Annotated in this window: 2 protein-coding genes; both read right to left on the bottom strand. The window is 71.8% G+C overall.

Annotation, left to right across the window (positions count from 1 at the left end; genetic code table 11):
• Positions 1-82 precede the first annotated feature (82 nt).
• Positions 83-220 carry a hypothetical protein gene (locus ACFU7D_RS29890; protein ID WP_378874204.1) on the bottom strand — a complete coding sequence of 46 codons (138 nt, stop codon included), beginning with the start codon at positions 218-220 and terminating at the stop codon, positions 83-85.
• Entirely contained in the window at positions 217-924 is a 708-nt protein-coding gene (locus tag ACFU7D_RS29885; RefSeq protein WP_378874202.1) for an ABC transporter permease, read from the bottom strand. Before ACFU7D_RS29885 ends, ACFU7D_RS29890 begins: the two co-directional genes overlap by 4 nt.
• Positions 925-1,038 lie beyond the last annotated feature (114 nt).

Here is a 1,038-nt window from a genome sequence, read left to right as displayed (position 1 = left end):
ACCAGATCTACATGATGCGGACCGAACCGTGGTGGGGGTGAATGAGGCGTACGGACGGCGAATCGAAGGGTCGCGGTCGAACTCAGAGCGGGCCGACGTGGTCGAGGGCGGTGACGGCGGTATCGCCGTCGCCCAGGGTGAGGGTGACGTCGTCGAGGCGCAGTCCGTCGGAGCCCGCGGCGTCCGGGGCGGTTCGGCGGTCGGTGGCGGGTGTCGTCATCGGGTGGCTCCCAGAGCGGTCAGGGGGTCGACGGCGGTGATGCGGCGGACGGCGACGACGGCGCCCACGGTCCCGAGGACGATGAGGAGGCCGGAGGAGGTGGCGATGGCGGGGGCGGAGAGGGAGAAGGGCGCCTTGCCGATCATCGCGCTGCCCAGGGCCAGGCCGACGGCGGTGCCGAGGGCCGTGGCGCCGACGAGCACGGCGACGACCTGGGCGAGCGCGTCGCGCAGGATGTATCCGGTGGGGGCGCCGAGCGCCTTGAGCAGGGCGATCTCGGCCTTGCGCTGCACCGTCCAGACCGTGAAGAACGCACCGACGACCAGGGCGGAGATGGCGTACAGGAAGCCCTTGATCAGGGCCATGGTGCTCGACTCGGCCTCGTAGCCGGGGGACGCGTCGAAGGTGGCCTCCCTGGTGTCGGCGCGGGTGCCGGTCGCCTTCTCCACCGCGGCGATGTCCGCGCCCGGCTCCAGGGTCAGCGCGACGGCCGTGGCCTGCCGGCCGGCGGCCTCGGGCAGGTCCCCCGGCAGGCCGTAGTGCAGGTGCCGCCAGGTGTCGAGGTCGGTGTAGGCGACGCCGATGTGGCCGTAGGAGACGGTCTCGTCGACCAGGCCCACGACCTTCAGCGGCACCTCGCTCTTGTCCGCGGTCAGGACGTCCCCGATCCGCACGCCCAGATCGGCGATCTCGCGGGTGATCACGATGCCCGAGCCGCCCTCCTTCAGGCCCCTCGCGGGCGATGAAGCCGAAGTGGTCGCGGCGCCGGTGGACGTGGTCGACGAGGGCATCGATCGAACCATCGACGACATCCTTGT

The organism is Nocardioides sp. NPDC057577, assembly GCF_042801335.1.
Taxonomy (GTDB): Bacteria; Actinomycetota; Actinomycetes; order Propionibacteriales; family Nocardioidaceae; genus Nocardioides.
The sequence above is the reverse complement of the archived record's forward strand: the minus strand, read 5'-3'. Positions and strand labels throughout refer to the sequence as shown.